This window comes from Pseudomonas sp. B7(2017) (assembly GCF_002112745.1).
Classification (GTDB): Bacteria; Pseudomonadota; Gammaproteobacteria; order Pseudomonadales; family Pseudomonadaceae; genus Aquipseudomonas; species Aquipseudomonas ekonensis.
On sequence record NZ_NEIP01000005.1, the window covers coordinates 1 to 17,621 of the forward strand.

16 protein-coding genes and 1 pseudogene are annotated in these 17,621 nt (G+C 64.5%); 12 read left to right on the forward strand and 5 right to left on the reverse strand.

Annotated features, from left to right (window positions below):
- Positions 1–199: 199 nt before the first annotated feature.
- Positions 200–1,371 (reverse strand): annotated as a pseudogene (locus CAG29_RS11265) (MFS transporter).
- A gap of 77 nt (positions 1,372–1,448) precedes the next feature.
- Here CAG29_RS11265 and idi point away from each other — a divergent pair.
- The 4 genes from idi to CAG29_RS11285 all read left to right on the forward strand — a co-directional run bounded on the left by idi (position 1,449) and on the right by CAG29_RS11285 (position 5,837).
- On the forward strand, positions 1,449–2,147 hold the full coding sequence (gene idi, locus CAG29_RS11270; RefSeq protein ID WP_256576783.1) for an isopentenyl-diphosphate Delta-isomerase: 699 nt from the start codon (positions 1,449–1,451) through the stop codon (positions 2,145–2,147).
- A 157-nt stretch (positions 2,148–2,304) separates the two neighbouring features.
- A complete protein-coding gene (locus tag CAG29_RS11275) occupies positions 2,305–4,131 on the forward strand; it encodes a glycoside hydrolase family 15 protein (protein WP_085694451.1) in 1,827 nt (608 codons plus the stop codon).
- Positions 4,132–4,534: 403 nt separating this feature from the next.
- The gene (locus tag CAG29_RS11280) at positions 4,535–4,921 is read left to right on the forward strand and encodes a hypothetical protein (RefSeq protein WP_085577545.1); all 387 of its coding nucleotides are present in this window, start codon (positions 4,535–4,537) and stop codon (positions 4,919–4,921) included.
- A gap of 16 nt (positions 4,922–4,937) precedes the next feature.
- Positions 4,938–5,837: an alpha/beta fold hydrolase gene (locus tag CAG29_RS11285; protein WP_085694453.1), complete on the forward strand. Its 900-nt coding sequence runs from the start codon at positions 4,938–4,940 to the stop codon at positions 5,835–5,837.
- 3 nt (positions 5,838–5,840) lie between these two features.
- On the opposite strand, the gene CAG29_RS11290 is transcribed toward CAG29_RS11285, so the two are convergent.
- Together CAG29_RS11290 and CAG29_RS11295 are read right to left on the reverse strand one after the other, a co-directional pair.
- Positions 5,841–6,938 (reverse strand): hypothetical protein, encoded by a 1,098-nt coding sequence (locus CAG29_RS11290; protein WP_139831486.1) that lies wholly within the window; start codon positions 6,936–6,938, stop codon positions 5,841–5,843.
- Positions 6,939–6,993: 55 nt separating this feature from the next.
- Positions 6,994–7,980 carry a GlxA family transcriptional regulator gene (locus CAG29_RS11295; protein ID WP_085631391.1) on the reverse strand — a complete coding sequence of 329 codons (987 nt, stop codon included), beginning with the start codon at positions 7,978–7,980 and terminating at the stop codon, positions 6,994–6,996.
- A gap of 90 nt (positions 7,981–8,070) precedes the next feature.
- On the opposite strand from CAG29_RS11295, the gene inhA reads away from it, so the two are divergent.
- The 3 genes from inhA (at position 8,071) to CAG29_RS11310 (ending at position 11,638) form a co-directional block, all read left to right on the forward strand.
- On the forward strand, positions 8,071–8,757 hold the full coding sequence (inhA, locus tag CAG29_RS11300; RefSeq protein ID WP_085638167.1) for an isonitrile hydratase: 687 nt from the start codon (positions 8,071–8,073) through the stop codon (positions 8,755–8,757).
- A gap of 421 nt (positions 8,758–9,178) precedes the next feature.
- Positions 9,179–9,970, forward strand: a complete 792-nt coding sequence (locus tag CAG29_RS11305) for a CPBP family intramembrane glutamic endopeptidase (protein WP_085694456.1) — start codon at positions 9,179–9,181, stop codon at positions 9,968–9,970.
- A gap of 102 nt (positions 9,971–10,072) precedes the next feature.
- Complete coding sequence (locus CAG29_RS11310) at positions 10,073–11,638, forward strand: PAS domain-containing methyl-accepting chemotaxis protein (protein ID WP_085577551.1); 1,566 nt, start codon at positions 10,073–10,075, stop codon at positions 11,636–11,638.
- A 184-nt stretch (positions 11,639–11,822) separates the two neighbouring features.
- On the opposite strand, the gene CAG29_RS11315 is transcribed toward CAG29_RS11310, so the two are convergent.
- On the reverse strand, positions 11,823–12,182 hold the full coding sequence (locus CAG29_RS11315; RefSeq protein WP_085694458.1) for a DUF6124 family protein: 360 nt from the start codon (positions 12,180–12,182) through the stop codon (positions 11,823–11,825).
- A gap of 540 nt (positions 12,183–12,722) precedes the next feature.
- On the opposite strand from CAG29_RS11315, the gene CAG29_RS11320 reads away from it, so the two are divergent.
- Entirely contained in the window at positions 12,723–13,202 is a 480-nt protein-coding gene (locus CAG29_RS11320) for a hypothetical protein (RefSeq protein WP_085577553.1), read from the forward strand.
- Positions 13,203–13,346: 144 nt separating this feature from the next.
- On the opposite strand, the gene CAG29_RS11325 is transcribed toward CAG29_RS11320, so the two are convergent.
- Complete coding sequence (locus CAG29_RS11325; RefSeq protein WP_085694460.1) at positions 13,347–14,024, reverse strand: alpha/beta family hydrolase; 678 nt, start codon at positions 14,022–14,024, stop codon at positions 13,347–13,349.
- Between the two features lie 96 nt (positions 14,025–14,120).
- Between CAG29_RS11325 and ccoN the strand changes: the two genes are divergently transcribed.
- Genes ccoN through ccoP form a run of 4 tightly spaced genes read left to right on the forward strand, consistent with a single transcriptional unit; the run spans position 14,121 to position 17,318 of the window.
- Positions 14,121–15,545 carry a cytochrome-c oxidase, cbb3-type subunit I gene (gene ccoN / locus CAG29_RS11330; RefSeq protein ID WP_085577555.1) on the forward strand — a complete coding sequence of 475 codons (1,425 nt, stop codon included), beginning with the start codon at positions 14,121–14,123 and terminating at the stop codon, positions 15,543–15,545.
- Between the two features lie 10 nt (positions 15,546–15,555).
- The gene (gene ccoO / locus CAG29_RS11335) at positions 15,556–16,164 is read left to right on the forward strand and encodes a cytochrome-c oxidase, cbb3-type subunit II (RefSeq protein ID WP_085577556.1); all 609 of its coding nucleotides are present in this window, start codon (positions 15,556–15,558) and stop codon (positions 16,162–16,164) included.
- Positions 16,165–16,167: 3 nt separating this feature from the next.
- Positions 16,168–16,368 (forward strand): cbb3-type cytochrome c oxidase subunit 3, encoded by a 201-nt coding sequence (locus tag CAG29_RS11340; RefSeq protein WP_085577557.1) that lies wholly within the window; start codon positions 16,168–16,170, stop codon positions 16,366–16,368.
- The gene (gene ccoP, locus CAG29_RS11345; RefSeq protein WP_085631379.1) at positions 16,365–17,318 is read left to right on the forward strand and encodes a cytochrome-c oxidase, cbb3-type subunit III; all 954 of its coding nucleotides are present in this window, start codon (positions 16,365–16,367) and stop codon (positions 17,316–17,318) included. Before CAG29_RS11340 ends, ccoP begins: the two co-directional genes overlap by 4 nt.
- Positions 17,319–17,621: the final 303 nt, after the last annotated feature.

The window sequence follows — 17,621 nt, forward strand, 5'->3', positions numbered from 1 at the left end:
GCAAACTGGCCCGGATCGTATTCGCCCTGCTCAAAGGACAAAGCGAATATGAACCGAAAGCAGGCTGAGGGCTTTGCCTCAACCATAGAATCTCCCACATCGGATCTGTGTCGTGCAGGCTAACCTGTGGGAGCTGGCTTGCCAGCGATGACGTCAGTATGGGCACCGCCGGACAGCGACTTCCACAGAAGATCGGGCGTTACTTGAGGTGTCGGTAGCTCTGGATCGCAGAACCCAGCACCACCGCCCCCGCCGCGATCGCCAGCCAGAACCCGCTGCGGGCGCCGAAGGCATCCACCAGCGCGCCGGAACCGGCCGCGCCCACCGCCACGCCGATGCTCAGGCCCGTGACCAGCCAGGTCAGCCCTTCGGTGAGCTTGGCCGGCGGCACGATGCGCTCGACCAGCGCCATGGCGACGATCAGGGTCGGCGAGAAGAACAGCCCGGCGATGAACACCGCCACCGACAGCCCGACGATGTTGCCCGCCAGCAACAACGGCAGCGTGGTCACTGCCGTCGCTATCCCGCCGTACATGAACAGTTGCGGCAGCGGCAGCCGCGAGCGCATCGCCCCGAACGCGATGCCGGCCAGGCACGAGCCGATGGCGTACACCGACAGCACGATGCTCGCCGCCGCCGGCTGGCCCTGCTGCTGGGCGAAGGCCACGCTGACCACATCCACCACGCCGACGATGACGCCCATCGCGACCATCAGCAGCAACAGCAGGCGGATATCCGGGGAACGGATGATCGAGCCCTGATGGTGTTCTTCATGAGGATGCACCGGCGGCTCGGTGCCGCGCTGGGCCACGAACGCCGTGACGCCCACCGCCAGCATCAGCAGCGCCGCCAGCGGCCCGGCCTCGGGGAACACCGCCACGCACAGGCCCACCGACAGCGGCGGGCCGACGATGAAGCAGACCTCGTCGAGCACCGACTCCAGCGCATAGGCGGTCTGCAACTGCGGCTGGCCGCGGTAGATCTCCGTCCAGCGCGCCCGCACCATCGCCGACATGCTCGGCATGCAGCCGGCCAACGCGGCGCAGACGAACAGCTCCAGTACGGCATCTGCAAGCGGGTGCACAGCAGCAACATCAGCAGCGCCCCGCCGCCGATCAGCGCCGACACCGGCAGCACCCGGCCCTGGCCGAACCGGTCCACCAGCCGCGACACCTGCGGCGCACAAAACGCCGTGGCGAGCGCGAACGTCGCCGCCACCCCACCGGCCAGGCTGTAGCCGCCCTTGAGCTGGGACAGCATGGTGATCACGCCGATGCCGGTCATGGAGATCGGCATGCGCGCGATCATCCCGGCGATCACAAAATTGCGGGCGCCGGGGGCGTTGAACAGTTCGCGGTAAGGGTTGGCCATCGGGTGCGGTCTCGTCAGGGGCATGCAACTTGCCACAAAGGCCCGTGGGCGCAAAAGCGCCGAATTGTTGGTGGAGTGTGAAGCCCGCGTCCGTCGGGCCGTTTGGCGAAACCGGTGGCGTCGGGCTATTTTTCAACGGTACCGATCACCCGCGCCTGTTGTTCACCCGCCAGTCGGGTCAGCCGTCACGCCCAGCCGCGAAGGCCTTCATGCGAGCCAAAGCCATGGAAGAGATGCTGATCCTGGTCTCCCCCCAAGACCGCCCCACGGGCAGCGCGCCCAAGATGCAGGTGCACCGCCAAGGCCTGCGCCACCGCGCCTTTTCCATCTTCATTTTCGACCTGCACGGGCGCTTGCTGCTGCAGCGGCGCGCGGCCGGCAAATACCATTCCGCCGGCCTGTGGACCAACACCTGCTGCGGCCATCCCCGGCCGGGCGAACGCACCTCGGCGGCCGCCCGACGGCGCCTCCGGGAGGAGATGGGGCTCGACTGCGAACTGCAAGAAGTCACCGCGATGCTCTATCGCGAACAGGTGACCGACCAGCTCATCGAACATGAATACGACCACATCCTGATCGGGCTCGGCACGGCCGACCCGCAGGCCAATCCCGAAGAGGCCCAGGACTGGCAATGGCTGACGCTGGAGACGCTGACGCAGCAACTGCAAGCGGATCCGCAGCGTTTCACCGTTTGGCTGCGACGCATCTTCGAGACGTTCGGCGTCGACACCGTCGCACGCTGGGCCGAAACGGCCCGCTGCCGGCCCGCCACCTGAGAGCGGTCAAACGCTGGGGGGCGGGCAGCCTCGACCGGCACCGCCACAGCGGCCGCGAACGGCTCTGGAGCGGTCTGGGTTTTCATGTTCGGGGATGAACTCTGACCGCCACGCTCCGGTCAGCTGAATACATCCCCTGCCCCGGAGCCCCCACGCCATGGCCGAGCATCAACCGGAACGCCAGAGCGCCATCGATGCCCACGGCATCATCGGCGACATGCGCAGCGCCGCGCTGGTCAACGACCAGGGCAGCGTGGATTTCTTCTGCTGGCCCGAGTTCGACAGCCCGTCGATCTTCTGCTCGCTGCTGGACACCCCCGACGCGGGGATCTTCCAGCTGGCGCCGGACCTGCCCGAGGCACGCCGGGAACAGATCTACCTGCCGGACACCAACGTCCTGCAGACGCGCTGGCTCAGTGAGCGCGCCGTGGTCGAGATCACTGACCTGCTGCCGGTCGGCGACCGCAGCGACACCTTGCCGCTGCTGATGCGCCGGGTGCGGGTGGTCAGCGGCCAGGCGACGTTCCGGTTGCGCTGCGCGGTGCGCCACGACTATGGCCGCGCCGCCACCCGCGCCCAAGTGGACAAACAGGACGTGACCTTCAGCGCCGCCGGCCAGCCGACCCTGCGCCTGACCTCGGATCAGCCGATGCGCATCGAGGCGCAGGCCGCCGTCGCCGAATTCACCCTCAAGCAGGATCAGCGCGCCGCCTTCATGCTCGGCGCCGGCGACGACCCGCGCCTGGGCGAAGACCACGGCGACCTCTACCTGGAGCGCACGCTGAAGTTCTGGCGCGACTGGCTCCGCCAATCCACCTACCGCGGACGCTGGCGGGAAATGGTCAACCGCTCGGCCCTGGCGATGAAACTGCTGACCTCCCGCGAGCACGGCGCGATCCTCGCCGCCGCCACGTTCGGCCTGCCGGAAACGCCCGCCGGCACACGCAACTGGGACTACCGCTACACCTGGATCCGCGACGCCTCCTTCACCGTGTACGCCTTCATGCGCCTGGGCTTCGTCGACGAGGCCAACGACTACATGCGCTGGCTGCGTGGCCGGGTCAGCGACTGCCGGGGCCAGCCGATGAAACTCAACATCCTGTATGGCGTCGACGGGCGCCAGGAACTGCCGGAGACCGAACTCACCCATTTGTCCGGCCACGGCGGGGCTCGGCCGGTGCGCATCGGCAACCAGGCCTATGAACAGATCCAGCTGGACATCTTCGGTGAACTGATGGATGCCGTGTACCTGGTCAACAAGTACGGCGACGCCATTTCCCACGAGGGCTGGAAGCACGTGCAGGAAGTGGTCGATCAGGTCTGTGAGACCTGGCAGAACGAAGACGTGGGCATCTGGGAAATGCGCGGTGAGCAGCATCACTTCCTGCACTCGCGGCTGATGGGCTGGGTGGCGCTGGACCGGGCCATCCGCCTGGCTTCGAAGCGTTCGCTGCCGGCGCCGTTCGCCCGCTGGGACCAAACGCGCCAGGCGATCCACAGCGACATCTGGGACAACTTCTGGAACGAAGAGCGCGGCCATTTCGTGCAGTACCTGGGCGGCACCGCCCTGGACGGCTCGATGCTGCTGATGCCCCTGGTGCGCTTCGTCAGCGCCAAGGATCCGCGCTGGCTCTCGACCCTGGACGCCATCGAACGGCACCTGGTGCGCGACGGCATGGTCTACCGCTACCGCAATGACGACACCGGCATCGACGGCCTGCCCGGCACCGAAGGTGCGTTCGCCGCCTGCTCGTTCTGGTACGTCGAATGCCTGGCCCGCGCAGGCCAAGTGGACAAGGCCCACCTGGAATTCGAACAGCTGCTGCGCTACGCCAATCCGCTGGGCCTGTACGCCGAAGAGTTCGACAGCCGCGGCCGCCACCTGGGCAACACGCCCCAGGCCCTGACGCACCTGGCGCTGATCAGCGCGGCGTGCTTCCTCGACCGCAAACTGAGCGGGGCGAAGAACTGTTGGCAACCGTAAGGCGTCATCGTTTTTCGCCAGAGACTGTCAGACATCTCCCGCATCAATCCCGGTTAGCGGAATGAATTCCTACAACAATTAAACATTTCACCCCCTCTGCGGCGAAGACTCTGGCTCCGGCAGGTGGGCGAAGCGGCCCCCTCTTTGTGCCACCGGATTTTTACTGGAACAGCGCAGGGCCCTGATCTGCGGCTATTTCGCGGTCGAGCGGGAGCCAGCGCCCTCGCCATAAGCGCACAAGTGAAGGCCTACAAATGTTCAACAAAAGTCGCGCAATGCCTCCCCCCGTAACTTGCACTTACACCCTGAAATACCTTGTTGCCAGCCGTGTCGCCCGCCCCTACCATCCACCGCAACGGGCACAGCGGAGCTGTCCAATAAAACCCGATTTCAAGGAACCAGAATGAGCCAGCGCATCCACCGTCAGATCGACGTTCCCCTTCGCACGGGCCTGACCCGCAGCCAGTTGTGGGAAGCCCACGACAAAGGCCTGATCAAATGCTGGGAGATCGGCCGCCAGCGCGCCGTGCGCTTTCCCGATCTGGCCAAGCGCTGCCTGGCCGACGAACTGCCGGTGCTGGGCTGGAAAGGCGGGGTCAGCCGCAGCCTGAAGAAGAACGAAAAGTACGGCTCCCTCAAATACCTGGCCGAATGGCAGGGCCTGCGCGGCGAGCCTCTGGACATCGACCTGGGTGAGGAACGGGCGCTGACCTGCTCACGCACCCGCATGGTGGTGACGTTCACGCCGGACCGGAGCAAGTATTTCAATCAGGTGGCGGAAGAGGCCTGACAACGAGGAGTGCCGCATGAGCCGTGACGCGATCCTGTTCAGCACAACGCCCACCCTGACCATCGCCTATGAGCAGCACGGCCCGAGCGACGGCCCTGCGGTGATTCTCCTCCACGGCTTCCCCTACTCCCCCCGCGCCTACGACGAGGTCGCCCCGGCCCTCGCCGCCGAGGGCTGCCGGGTGATCGTGCCGTACCTGCGCGGCTACGGCCCGACCCGGTTCAACCGTGCGGACACGTTGCGCTCCGGCCAACAGGCGGCGCTGGCCCAGGACCTGCTGGATCTGATGGATGCGCTGGGTATCGACCGGGCGACGCTGTGCGGCTACGACTGGGGCGGCCGGGCCGCGTGCATCGTCGCGGCGCTGTTTCCCGAGCGGGTGCGCGGGCTGGTCACCGGCGACGGCTACAACCTGCAGAACATTCCGGCCTCCGTCCGGCCGCTGGATCCGGCCACCGAGCACCTGTACTGGTATCAGTACTACTTCCACACACCCCGCGGCGTCGAAGGCCTGACGCAGAACCGGCGGGCGCTGTGCGAACTGCTCTGGCGCCTGTGGTCGCCCACCTGGGCCCGCAATGCCGAGCGCTATCCCCTGACCGCCCCGGCCTTCGACAATCCGGACTTCGTCGAAGTGGTGATCCACTCCTACCGTCACCGCTTCATGTACGCACCGGGTGACCCCGCGCTGGAGTGGATGGAAAAGGCCCTGGAGCAACAGCCGGCGATCAGCGTGCCGACCGTTTCACTGTGCGGCGCCGACGACGGCGTCGGCCCCGCGCCGGAGGAAGACGAAGACGCCGACCGCTTCACCGGCCCCTACGAGCGCCGGGTGCTGGCGGGCGTGGGGCACAACATTCCCGAAGAGGCGCCGCAGGAGACGCTCAGGGCGTTGCGGGATCTGTTGCGCGCCTGAGGTTCAGGTTTGGGGATGCCAGCGGGGGTCGCTTTGTAGGATTGCGCCGATCTCGTTGAAGAAGCGCTTGCGGATCTTCAATTGCAGGCCCGTTGCGGTCTCCTTGATCGTCAAGTCATTGTCTTCCGGACGTTCGCGGTACTGCACCCGCGTGAAGACCTGCGCAGCCTCGCCTTGAATGAAGTAATGGCAGGTGTGCCGCGAGTTGAGCGAAGGCAGATCGTCGACGCTCACGTCCTCACGCTTGAGCGTGCCTCCCGGTTCCTGAACCACATACAGTTCCTGATGGACGATGCCCGTCTTCTCCCCGTCCCGCACGAACCGCACAGGCATGATCATCAGGTTTGCGTCGCGGTAGAACTGCTTGCGGATATGAAAGGGCTGGGTGATTCCGACACCCTTTTCGGACACCTGAACATTCCAGTAGACGTGGGTCACATCATCCAGCTTGCGAAAGCTACCCTCGTCGAACAGCGCCACTTCATAACCTCCACCGAAGAAATTCAACAATGAGGTGGGGCTTTTCTTCAGTTCCAACTCCAGCAGCATGCCGGCAAACGCGCAGGTGGTGCTCAGGCACTTTCCCCCTTCGGCGTCCATGCCACGGTTCGCGCCCGTGACCCATTGATGGCCGTCCAGCAGCGCCTGGAACAGCGGCGCGCCGTTGCCGACCAGACGTAGGTGATCACAGTCGCAGGAGTGGCCTTCGCTCGACCTGAACTCGATGGGATAACCGCAGTTCTCGTAAACGTACCAACCCGTCAATTCCAGGTCCAGCGTCATCAGTACCGCGGGCAATCCATCGAGCAATGCTTGAACCCGATCCGGATCAAGCCCCTTGGCGGCCAGCGCCCTGAGTTCTGCGATGGCCAGCCTGGCCGCCACTTCGTTGCCCGCCCAAGTGATCGCCATGTCCTTGCTGATCACGATGACTTTCTGGGTCATGCCCGTGATCGAATAGCCCGACCCCTTGCAGAACACTTCCTCGACGTTGCCCACCGACGGGACGAACACGTCGTGCTCCCGTTCGTCACCCGACAACAACAGATCCCCCAGCACGACAGGTTGCTGATGGATGGAATAAGAAACACCCAATGTCATGACCGCCACTCCCTCCAGCATGAGCACGGCAGTGTGAGCGGGACGCCTGCTGTCATCAAGCCTGCGCCAACCCCACCGAAAACCGCTCCCGGTACGCCTGCGGCGTCACCCCCATGGCCCTCAGGAAACTGCGGCGCAGGGTCTCTTCGCTGCCGAAGCCGCAGTTGGCGGCGATCCGCTTGACCGCAAGTCCAGTGTCGCTCAGCAGCCGCCGGGCGGTTTCGACGCGGATTTGCTCGATGGCCCGGGCCGGGGTCTGGCCGGTGTCGGCGCGGTAGTGGCGCACGAAGCTGCGCTCGCTCATGCCGGCCTGCTCGGCCAGGGCGGCGATGCCCAGGTCACGGGTGAGGTTTTCGGTGATCCACACATGCAGGTTGTCGAACCGGTTGCCTTGCCGGTGCAGCGACTGGTTCTGCAGCGACAGCATCACGCTGAACTGCGACTGCCCGCCGGGCCGCTTGAGGAACACCACCAGATGGCGGGCGACCTCCAGGGCGATGTCGCGGCCCAGATCCTCCTCCACCATGGCCAGCGCCAGGTCGATGCCGGCGGTGACGCCCGCCGAGGTCCAGACCGGGCCGTCGTTGATGAAGATCGGATTGGCTTCGACCCGAAGCTTGGGGTGCTGGCGGGCCAGTTGCTCGCAGCGCGTCCAATGGGTGACCACCCGGCGTCCGTCCAGCCAGCCGCTGGCGGCCAGCAGGAAGGCGCCGGTGCACACCGACGCCACGCGCCGGCACGTGGCGGCGTGCACGCGCACCCAGTCCACCAGCGGCGCATGGTCGGCGGCCGCGTAGATGCCCCAGCCGCCGGCGATGATCAACGTGTCGCTGGGCGCCTGCGGCAACGGCTCGGCCAGCAGCGCCAGACCGGCCGACGAATTCACCGCCCCGCCGCCACTGGCGACCACCGACGGCGCATAGGGCAGCGGCTGGCCGCGCCGACGGAAGATGTCGTTGGCCGAGGCGAACACCTGCAAGGGACCTGTGACATCGAGCACCTGGACGTCGGCGAACGCGAGGACATGGATGGATTTGGGCATTTGGCGAGATTCGTGGGTTGATTGGCGTATGCGCCAAACGCTACGCGCCTACAGTGAAGCCGTCCACCCCCACTACTGGAGTAAAACGCCATGACCGTGCAGATCGGCTTTCTGTTGTTTCCCCAGGTGCAGCAACTGGACCTGACCGGCCCCTACGATGTGCTGGCCTCGCTGCCGGGCGTACAGGTGCACCTGGTGTGGAAGGATCTGATTCCGGTCACCGCCAGCACCGGCCTGGTGCTCAAGCCGACCGTGACCTTCGACGACTGCCCGGCGCTCGATGTGCTGTGTGTGCCCGGCGGCGCAGGCGTCGGGCCGTTGATGGAGGACGATCAGACCTTGAGCTTCCTCAAGCGGCAGGCCGCTCAGGCCCGGTACGTGACCTCGGTGTGCACCGGCTCCCTGGTGCTCGGGGCGGCCGGCCTGCTCAAGGGCAAACGGGCGACCACCCATTGGGCCTATCACGACCTGCTGGAAACGCTGGGGGCGATCCCGGTAAAGGATCGCGTGGTGCGCGACGGCAACCTGTTCACCGGTGGCGGCATCACGGCCGGGATCGATTTTGCGCTGGTGCTGGCGGCTGAGCTGGTGGGCGCCGACACGGCGCAGCGGGTGCAGCTGCAGCTGGAATACGCGCCGGCGCCGCCGTTCGATTCGGGCAGCCCGGAGCGTGCGCCCGGCCACATCGTCGAAGAAGCCGTGCGGCTCGCCGCGCCGTCACTGAGCAAGCGGCGGGAAATCACCGAACGCGCTGCGGCGAAGCTTGGCTTGCGCTGAACCACCAGGATTCATTATCTGCCCCAGCCCTGCGGCGCCTTGGCGGACGCCATCGCCAGCAGGCTGGCTCCCACAGTTATCCTGGTTGACTGAAAAATCTGCGGTCACCGCCAAACCCTGTGGGAGCAACTGTCTTGCTTCTGTCCTGCGGCGCCTGGGCTGCCGCCATCGCTGGCAAGCCAGCTCCCACAGAGTTCTCGATTGAATGCAAAGTGAGGAGGCACCGCAAAACCCTGTGGGAGCGGGCTTGCCCGCGATGACGGTCTGTCAGCCTCCAACATGGATGCTGACATGCCACCCACGCGGGCAATCCCTGTCCCAGAGGTACAACCTGCATACCGGGACTCTGCGCATCTTCACTTGTCCCCCCGTGCCTTGCCGTGTAGAAAGCACCCCCACATTCTGCGCACAAGGACTTCCCATGCCTGCCTTGCCATGGCTCTATCTCGGCCTTCTCGGCCTCGGTTACGGATGGGCGCTGAGCGTCGGCGCCCTCGGTTGGCTGGCGCTCATTTCCGTGGGCCTGTTGCTGGCCGCCGGTTTCGCCGTCCGCCAGCAGCACCTGCCGGTGGCCCGTTACCTCGGCCACGGGCTGTTTGTCGTGCTGGCGCTGGCGTTGGCCCTGCACTGGCTGCCGGGCTTTCACAACGGTCGGGCCATCGAGCCGCAACGCTTCACCGACGACGCCGTGCCGTTCTCGATGTACCTGAACCTGGACAAACCCCTGATCGGCTTCTGGCTGCTGCTGGCCTGCCCGTGGATCGTCGCGCGCAGGCCGCTGCGCCTGCAGGTGTACGCCGTCGCGCTGGCCTTGGTGCTGACCGTGGTGCTGGCTCTGGGCGGCGCGCTGGCGCTCGGCATCATCGCCTGGGCGCCGAAGTGGCCGGACCAGGCCTGGCTGTGGGTGCTGAACAACCTGCTGCTGGTGACGCTGGTGGAGGAAGCGCTGTTTCGCGGCTATATACAGGGCGGCCTGAGCCAGCGCTTCAAGTCCCTGCCCTACGGCGACAACCTCGCGCTGCTGCTGGCGTCGCTGCTGTTCGGCCTGGTGCACATCGGCGCCGGCTGGACGTGGGTGCTGCTGGCGAGCCTGGCGGGGGTCGGCTATGGTCTGGCCTACCGTTTCGGCGGCCTGGGCGCGGCGATCTCCACGCATTTTGCGCTGAACCTGCTGCATTTCGGACTGTTCACCTACCCGATGCTCGCCGGGTGAGGCAAGCCCCGTTTTGCGACGCCGTACTGATTAATGAAAAAAAACTTCAATAAACGGCCAAGCCCGCCGACAACCTTTCAAAGCCTTGCGGATTGAAAAACCATGCGTAATAACCAGCCCATTACACAGCGCGAACGGACTTTCCCGGCTCAGCAACGGTTGATCTCCACAACCGACGCCAAGGGCGTGATCACCTACTGCAACGACGCTTTCGTCGAAATCAGCGGGTTCTCGCGCGAGGAACTGATCCGTGCGCCGCACAACCTGGTCCGTCACCCCGACGTCCCGGCCGCGGTGTTTTCGCACATGTGGGGCACACTGAAACAAGGCTTGCCATGGATGGGCATTGTCAAGAACCGCTGCAAGACCGGTGACCACTATTGGGTCAACGCCTATGTGACACCGGTGTTCGAAGGCAGTCAGGTGGTCGGCTACGAATCGGTGCGGGTCAAACCCACCGCCGAGCAGATCCGCCGTGCCGAAGCGCTCTACCAACGCATCAACCAGGGCAAGTCGGCGATTCCCAAAGCGGACAAATGGCTGCCGGTGCTCCAGGACTGGCTGCCGTTCATCCTGGTCAGCCAGCTGAGCTTCATGATCGGCGCCACGCTCAACTCCCAGTGGGGCTTCGCCCTCGCCGCCGGCCTCTCGGTGCCGCTGGGCCTGATGGGCCTGCAATGGCAGCAGCGCGGCCTCAAGCGCCTGCTGCGCCTGGCCGAGCAGACCACCTCCGACCCGCTGATCGCGCAGATGTACACCGACAGCCGCGGCGCCCAGGCGCGCCTGGAGATGTCGATCCTCAGCCAGGAAGCGCGCCTGAAGACCTGCCTGACCCGCCTGCAGGACACCGCCGAGCACTTGACCGATCAGGCCAAGCAGTCCGACGCCCTGGCGCACAACAGCTCCAGCGGCCTGGAACGCCAGCGCGTGGAGACCGAACAGGTCGCCACCGCCGTCAACCAGATGGCGGCCACCACCCAGGAAGTGGCCAGCCACGTGCAGCGTACCGCCGACGCCACCCAGGAAGCCAATCGCCTGACCGGCCGCGGCCGCGACATCGCCGGCGAAACCCGCGAAGCCATCCAGCGCCTGTCGGTGGTGGTGGGCGAAACCGGCCTGACCGTGACCCAACTGGCCCGGGACAGCGACGAGATCGGCGGCGTGGTAGACGTGATCAAAGGTATCGCCGACCAGACCAACCTGCTGGCGCTCAACGCAGCCATCGAAGCGGCCCGCGCCGGCGAGATGGGCCGCGGCTTCGCCGTGGTGGCCGACGAGGTCCGTCAACTGGCGCAGCGCACCAGCGAATCCACCGGGCAGATCCACGCCCTGATCGCCAAGCTGCAACAGACCGCCACCAGCGCCGTACAGACCATGGAAGCCGGGCACCGCCAGGCCGAAGAAGGCGTGGCAAGGGTGCTGGAAGCGGACCAGGCCCTGGTGGGCATCAGCGAAGCGGTGGCCAACATCACCGACATGACGACCCAGATCGCCGCCGCGACCGAAGAGCAAAGTGCCGTGGCTGAAGAAATCAGCCGCAACATCAGCAACATCTCGGAACTGGCGGACCAGACCTCGGAACAGGCGCACAACTCGGCGCTGCTGAGTGAAGAGCTGACGAAGACGGCGAACACGCAGTACTCGTTGGTGGAGCGGTTCAACCGCTGATTGGACTGGCAACAAGAAAACCCGGACAGCGAACGCTTCCGGTTTTTTTATTGCCAATCTGGAATCAAGGCTGACGGGTGAATCGCCATCGCGAGCAGGCTCGCTCCTACAAGGGAAATGCGTCGTACACAAATCCACTGTAGGAGCGAGCCTGCTCGCGATGAGGCCAAAACAGCCAGCGAAATTATTGTGGCAACTTCAGCTTATCCAGCAGTCGATTGACCAACAGTTCGTTGAGCATGATCAGCTGTTGCAGCGCCAGCAGCGGTTTACGCTCCGGGCCTCTCGCCGAGTTGGCGATATTGCCGGCCATGGCGTTGGCCGACGACAGCGATTCGCAGGCTTCGACCAGCAGCGTTTCGTCATCCAGCGTGGGATCGACAAAGTAGATGGGACGGGCCTTCGGGGGGAAGTATTCCGGGATTTCAGGGCCCAGGTAATAGTCGAGTGCGCGGTCGACGGCTTCTTTTGTCTTTTGAGACTCAAGCTTGGGGTCGTGGGAGGTTGGATCGGTTTCTGGCGGGTTGGGTGTGGCTTTGAACATGGATGTAACTCCTATCGCAGATTTCAAGGAGCCTTCACCCACGCTACCAAACGATGGGTGGCGGCCATACGCGGGTTGGTAGACCGGCTGCAATAGGAACCCGGCGCTCACGAATGAGCCCCACGCATGACCACCATGAAAACGAGCCCACACAAAAGGGGACTGCTTACGGTGTTGCCACACAGCTATTACAGACGGGCTACCAAACCCGATCACTGTTCTCAGTGACAGGGACACGATAGAGCCCTCTCCAAGCCGCGTAAGCCGGCGGATTCTGGCGTAGGCGTAGGCAACGACGCAAGGCACTGTGGCCCTTATGACGTAACGCCTCGTGTACTTTAAACGCGCTCACGAAATCATGTTTACGCGCATGAAAACGCCAGACACGCCTCTCTTCTGACGTCGCCTGGCTGCCGCCTTCACAGGCAAAACACCTGTCAGGTTTGACAGTAGACGCCCGCCCTATCAGTGGATATTAAGTGCGTGACCGTTAGAGCAGTCGGTCGAACATCATCCAAACCTGAGAAGGAAGGTGCCCAAATGACTGCGCAAACCCTGCTGATCGCAAAAAAGCCCAAGGCCAAGCATGACAGCTCTTTTAAGTGGACTTACGGTGATATCGAAAAGACTGCTGAATTCAGCGAATTCTATAGGTTCCTGTTTCCCGGAGATGGCAAGTACTACTGGTCAATCAGCGGCGGAACGGGGACGTCTGAAGCCGAGGACTATTTCAGCTTCAGCTTCACCCTGCCCTATGAGGGGGACGAATCGCTCGTCGGCACCTACAACCTGGAAAATGGCCTCACATGCACACACGTCCACTCCATCCCCGCCCCGCCCGGGTTCGAAGGTTTCCATGCTGAGGATGCCGATTCGGCAACCCTGGAGATCAGCGAATATAACCTTGTCACAAAAGTCGTCAAAGGCAATTTCAAGGCACTGTTCAAAAGCCATGGCTATCGCCTTTTTCCGGAGGGGGAATTCACCCTGACGCAATTTACTAACAAGGAAGAAAGCTGAGGCATCGTGAGGGCCACTTCGCTTTGCCGCTGTCAGGAACGTCTTGATCCGACACGGCGGCGCCTGGGCTGACGCCATCGCCAGCAGGCGGGCTCCCACAGGGATAGGCGCACGACGCAGATCCCGTGTGGGAGGCCCTCACGCTCACCGAAGAAACGCAGCCACCTTCCCCGCCGCCGTCGCCAAGTGCTGCTCATGGCTGAACCCCGACGCCTTCAGCGGCTTCAGGTCATGATCCCCCGCCGCCAGCCAACACACCTCGACACTCGGCGATAACGCATACCCCTCGACTGTCTCGCGATTGCCAAGCGCATCCCGCTCCCCCTGAACAATCAACGTCCGCGCCTTCAAAGCCGCCAGATGCTCGACCCGCGGTTTCTCAGGCTTGCCCGCCGCATAGAACGGATACCCCAGGCACACCAGCGCATCCGCGCCCAGCTCATCGGCCAGCAAACTCGCCATGCGCCCGCCCATGGACTTGCCGCCGATGGCCAGCGGGCCGGCGACATGTCGTCGCACGTCGGCGTACACCCCGCGCCAGCATTCCAGCAGTTTTGCCGCCGGGTTCGGCGGTCGTTTGCCGCCGTCGACGCGGCGCTGGGCCATGTAGGGAAACTCGAAACGCAGCACGTTGACGCCTTGCGCGGCAAGGCGCCGGGCCATGTCGTTCATCCAGTCGCTGTCCATCGGCGCGCCGGCGCCATGGGCGAGGATCAACGTCGCGTGAGCCTCGCCCGCAGCCGCGTCCCACAGCCATCCATGATCCCGCACGCACTGCGCCCATTGATCCCCGTCAATACTGGCCTTGTGCTGTTTGTCCATGCTTGCCTCGCTTTTAGTCTGCCTATAACTCCAGGCGAAGGGCGCGCGGCTTTTCTGCACGCGCGCGCTCTTCGGCTGAACCGTGGATGGGGAACCATGAACACTTCTATCAGTACCGCCTACAACTACAAGGTGGTCCGCCAATTCGCCATTATGACGGTGGTGTGGGGCATCGTCGGCATGGGCCTCGGGGTTTTTCTCGCGGCCCAATTGGTCTGGCCCGAACTCAACTTCAACCTGCCGTGGACCAGCTTCGGCCGCCTGCGCCCGCTGCACACCAACGCGGTGATCTTCGCGTTCGGCGGCTGTGCCTTGTTCGCCAGTTCGTTCTACTCGGTCCAGCGCACCTGCCAGACCCAACTGTTCGCGCCGAAGATCGCCGCGTTCTGCTTCTGGGGCTGGCAACTGGTGATCCTGCTGGCGGCCATCAGCCTGCCGCTGGGCTACACCAGCTCCAAGGAATACGCCGAGCTGGAATGGCCGATCGACATCCTGATCACCATCGTCTGGGTCGCCTACGCCATCGTGTTCTTCGGCACGGTGATGAAGCGCAACACCAAGCACATCTATGTGGGCAACTGGTTCTTCGGCGGCTTCATCATCACCGTGGCGATCCTGCACATCGTCAACAACCTTGAGTTGCCGGTGAGCCTGACCAAGTCCTATTCGGTGTACGCCGGCGCCACCGACGCCATGGTGCAATGGTGGTACGGCCACAACGCCGTGGGCTTCTTCCTCACCGCGGGCTTCCTGGGGATGATGTACTACTTCGTGCCGAAACAGGCCGAACGTCCGGTGTACTCGTATCGCCTGTCGATCGTGCACTTCTGGGCGCTGATCACCCTGTACATCTGGGCAGGCCCCCACCACCTGCACTACACCGCGCTGCCGGACTGGGCGCAGTCGCTGGGCATGGTGATGTCGCTGGTGCTGCTGGCCCCGAGCTGGGGCGGCATGATCAACGGCATGATGACCCTCTCGGGCGCCTGGCATAAGCTGCGCAGCGACCCGATCCTGCGCTTCCTCGTGGTCTCCCTGGCGTTCTACGGCATGTCGACCTTCGAAGGCCCGATGATGGCCATCAAGACCGTCAACGCCCTCTCCCACTACACCGACTGGACCATCGGCCACGTGCACGCCGGCGCCCTCGGCTGGGTGGCGATGATCTCCATCGGCGCGCTGTACCACATGATCCCGAAAGTCTTCGGCAAGGAGCAGATGCACAGCATCGGCCTGATCAACGCGCACTTCTGGCTCGCCACCATCGGCACCGTGCTGTACATCGCCTCGATGTGGGTCAACGGCATCGCCCAGGGCCTGATGTGGCGTGCGGTGAACGAGGACGGCACCCTGACCTACTCCTTCGTCGAGACCCTGGTGGCCAGCCACCCAGGCTTCGTCGTGCGGCTGGTCGGCGGCGCGATCTTCCTCAGCGGCATGCTGCTGATGGCTTACAACACCTGGCGCACCGTGCGGGCCTCGCAGCCTGCAGACGTCGTTGCCGCCGCGCAGATGGCCTGAGGAGTCCGCCATGAAACACGAAACGATTGAAAAGAACGTCGGCCTCCTGATGCTGCTGATGGTGTTCGCCGTGAGCATCGGCGGCCTGACCCAGATCGTCCCGCTGTTCTTCCAGGACGTGACCAACAAGCCGGTCGAAGGCATGAAGCCCTACACCGCGCTGCAGCTGGAAGGCCGCGACATCTACATCCGCGAAGGGTGCGTGGGCTGCCACTCGCAGATGGTCCGTCCGTTCCGCGCCGAGACCGAACGCTACGGCCACTACTCGGTGGCCGGCGAAAGCGTGTGGGATCACCCGTTCCTGTGGGGCTCCAAGCGCACCGGCCCGGACCTGGCCCGCGTCGGCGGCCGCTACTCCGACGACTGGCACCGCGCGCACCTGTACAACCCGCGCAACGTGGTGCCGGAGTCGAAGATGCCGGCCTACCCGTGGCTGGTGACCCAAGCGGTCGACAGCAGCCACACCGAAACCAAGCTCAAGGCCATGCGCACCCTCGGCGTGCCGTACACCGACGACGACATCGGCGGCGCGGTGGCCAGCCTCAAGGGCAAAACCGAAATGGACGCCCTCGTCTCCTACCTGCAAGTGCTCGGCACTGCGATCAAGAGCAAGAGGTGAGCCATGGTCATTGAAATGAGCACAGGGCTGATCCGCGGCCTGGGCACCGTTGTCGTGTTCGTGGCCTTCGTCGGCCTGACCCTGTGGGTGTTCAACGGCAAGCGCCAGCCGGAATTCGCCGAAGCGCGCCTGCTGCCGTTCGCCGACGAGCCGCAACCCGACACCCCCCAAGAATCTGCACCAACAAGGAGTACCCGGCCATGACCACCTTCTGGAGTACGTGGATCTGCGTACTGACCATCGGCAGCCTGATCGGCCTGACCTGGCTGCTGGTCGGCACCCGCCGGGGCGAGACCAAAGGCAGCGTCGACCAGACCATGGGCCACAGCTTCGACGGCATCGAGGAGTACGACAACCCGCTGCCGCAGTGGTGGTTCATGCTGTTCGCCGGCACCCTGGTGTTTTCCGTGGGCTACCTGATCCTGTATCCGGGCCTGGGCAACTGGAAAGGCATCCTGCCCGGCTACGAGAACGGCTGGACCGGCGAGCATGAGTGGGAAAAGGAAATGGCCAAGGCCGACGCCAAGTTCGGGCCGATCTTCGCCAAGTTCGCGGCGATGCCGGTGGAAGAAGTGGCGAAGGATCCCCAGGCGCTGAAGATGGGCGGCCGCCTGTTCGCCTCCAACTGCTCGGTGTGCCACGGCTCCGACGCCAAGGGCGCTTTCGGCTTCCCCAACCTGACCGACAGCGACTGGCGCTGGGGCGGCAGCGCCGACACCATCAAGGCCACCATCATGGGCGGGCGGATGGCGGCGATGCCGGCCTGGGGCGAAGTGCTGGGCGAGGCCGGCGTGAAGAACGTCGCTGCGTACGTGCGCCATAGCCTGGCCGGCCTGCCGCTGCCGGCGGACAGCAAGGCCGACCTGCAGGCCGGGCAGCAAGCGTTCAGCACCACCTGTGTCGCCTGCCACGGGGCCAACGGCCAGGGCACCGAAGCCATGGGCGCGCCGAACCTGACGCACCCGGCCGGCTTCATCTACGGCACCGGCCTGACCCAACTGGAGCAGACCATCCGCCATGGCCGCCAGGGCCACATGCCGGCACAGAGCGAACTGCTCGGCAACGATAAAGTGCAGTTAGTGGCCGCTTATGTGTACAGCCTGTCACACAAACTGAATACAGATAACCTGCAAGCCGAAGGCAAAAAAGAGTAGTCCCTGCCCCTCCACTGCCGCCTCCGTCCGGATGCGGCAGTTCCCTTCCCCTTTGCGACCCATTGTCGCACCCTGTCTGGCGCCTGCCTTTCGAATCCCCGGATTCACGACTACGCTTGCTCGATGCGGACCGGTCCGTGCCGGTTCCAGGTCGACCCTAACGGATGTGTTCGACGAATCGGCTGACGGGATGGCCGCAAGCGCCGGTGAATACCGGCTGTCGTGCCGAATGCCGTCCGTCGCCCGAACCGGGCTTTTGAACACACCCCGTTACAGGTGCTCTGGACCGATCACTTTTCCGCT

Excerpts from the sequence above, each read along its gene's own strand:
- CAG29_RS11325 (WP_085694460.1), bottom strand. The coding sequence starts at position 14,024 with ATGGACAAACAGCACAAGGCCAGTATTGACGGGGATCAATGGGCGCAG.
- ccoN (WP_085577555.1), top strand. The coding sequence starts at position 14,121 with ATGAACACTTCTATCAGTACCGCCTACAACTACAAGGTGGTCCGCCAA.
- ccoO (WP_085577556.1), top strand. The coding sequence starts at position 15,556 with ATGAAACACGAAACGATTGAAAAGAACGTCGGCCTCCTGATGCTGCTG.
- CAG29_RS11310 (WP_085577551.1), top strand. The coding sequence starts at position 10,073 with ATGCGTAATAACCAGCCCATTACACAGCGCGAACGGACTTTCCCGGCT.
- CAG29_RS11275 (WP_085694451.1), top strand. The coding sequence starts at position 2,305 with ATGGCCGAGCATCAACCGGAACGCCAGAGCGCCATCGATGCCCACGGC.
- CAG29_RS11340 (WP_085577557.1), top strand. The coding sequence starts at position 16,168 with ATGGTCATTGAAATGAGCACAGGGCTGATCCGCGGCCTGGGCACCGTT.
- CAG29_RS11320 (WP_085577553.1), top strand. The coding sequence starts at position 12,723 with ATGACTGCGCAAACCCTGCTGATCGCAAAAAAGCCCAAGGCCAAGCAT.
- CAG29_RS11295 (WP_085631391.1), bottom strand. The coding sequence starts at position 7,980 with ATGCCCAAATCCATCCATGTCCTCGCGTTCGCCGACGTCCAGGTGCTC.
- ccoP (WP_085631379.1), top strand. The coding sequence starts at position 16,365 with ATGACCACCTTCTGGAGTACGTGGATCTGCGTACTGACCATCGGCAGC.
- CAG29_RS11285 (WP_085694453.1), top strand. The coding sequence starts at position 4,938 with ATGAGCCGTGACGCGATCCTGTTCAGCACAACGCCCACCCTGACCATC.
- inhA (WP_085638167.1), top strand. The coding sequence starts at position 8,071 with ATGACCGTGCAGATCGGCTTTCTGTTGTTTCCCCAGGTGCAGCAACTG.
- CAG29_RS11315 (WP_085694458.1), bottom strand. The coding sequence starts at position 12,182 with ATGTTCAAAGCCACACCCAACCCGCCAGAAACCGATCCAACCTCCCAC.
- CAG29_RS11305 (WP_085694456.1), top strand. The coding sequence starts at position 9,179 with ATGCCTGCCTTGCCATGGCTCTATCTCGGCCTTCTCGGCCTCGGTTAC.
- CAG29_RS11280 (WP_085577545.1), top strand. The coding sequence starts at position 4,535 with ATGAGCCAGCGCATCCACCGTCAGATCGACGTTCCCCTTCGCACGGGC.
- CAG29_RS11290 (WP_139831486.1), bottom strand. The coding sequence starts at position 6,938 with ATGACATTGGGTGTTTCTTATTCCATCCATCAGCAACCTGTCGTGCTG.